The 521-nt window shown below is 51.8% G+C and carries 1 protein-coding gene; it reads left to right on the top strand.

The window, feature by feature from the left end; genetic code table 11:
• On the top strand, positions 1-521 hold a 521-nt coding region (locus tag ACTHUR_RS18145; RefSeq protein ID WP_440400149.1), incomplete at both ends, for a tRNA guanosine(34) transglycosylase Tgt.

The following is a 521-nucleotide window of genomic DNA, read 5'->3' as shown; positions in this document are numbered from 1 at the left end:
GGCTTTTGAAGACCTGAAAAACCCAAATGCACTGTTTGGCATTGTACAAGGCGCGATGTATGAAGATTTGCGCGAAGAATCACTGAAAGGTTTGGAAGAGCTCGACTTCCCCGGATTGGCCATCGGCGGCTTATCCGTTGGCGAACCCAAGCCCGAAATGTACCGTATGTTGCGCGCCGTCGGCCCTATCCTGCCTGAACACAAACCGCATTATTTGATGGGCGTCGGCACGCCTGAAGACTTGGTGTACGGTGTGGCACACGGTGTGGATATGTTCGACTGCGTCATGCCTACCCGCAATGCGCGTAACGGCTGGCTGTTTACCCGTTTTGGCGATTTGAAAATCAAAAACGCAAAACATAAACTCGACAAGCGTCCGATTGATGAAAGCTGCACCTGCTACGCCTGTCAAAATTTCAGCCGCTCCTACCTGCACCATCTGCACCGAGTCGGCGAAATCTTGGGTGCACAGCTCAACACCATCCACAATCTGCACTTCTACCAAGTCATCATGGCAGAAA

Source organism: Neisseria sp. P0021.S007 (assembly GCF_051956855.1).
This window is presented reverse-complemented; position numbering and strand designations above follow the sequence as displayed.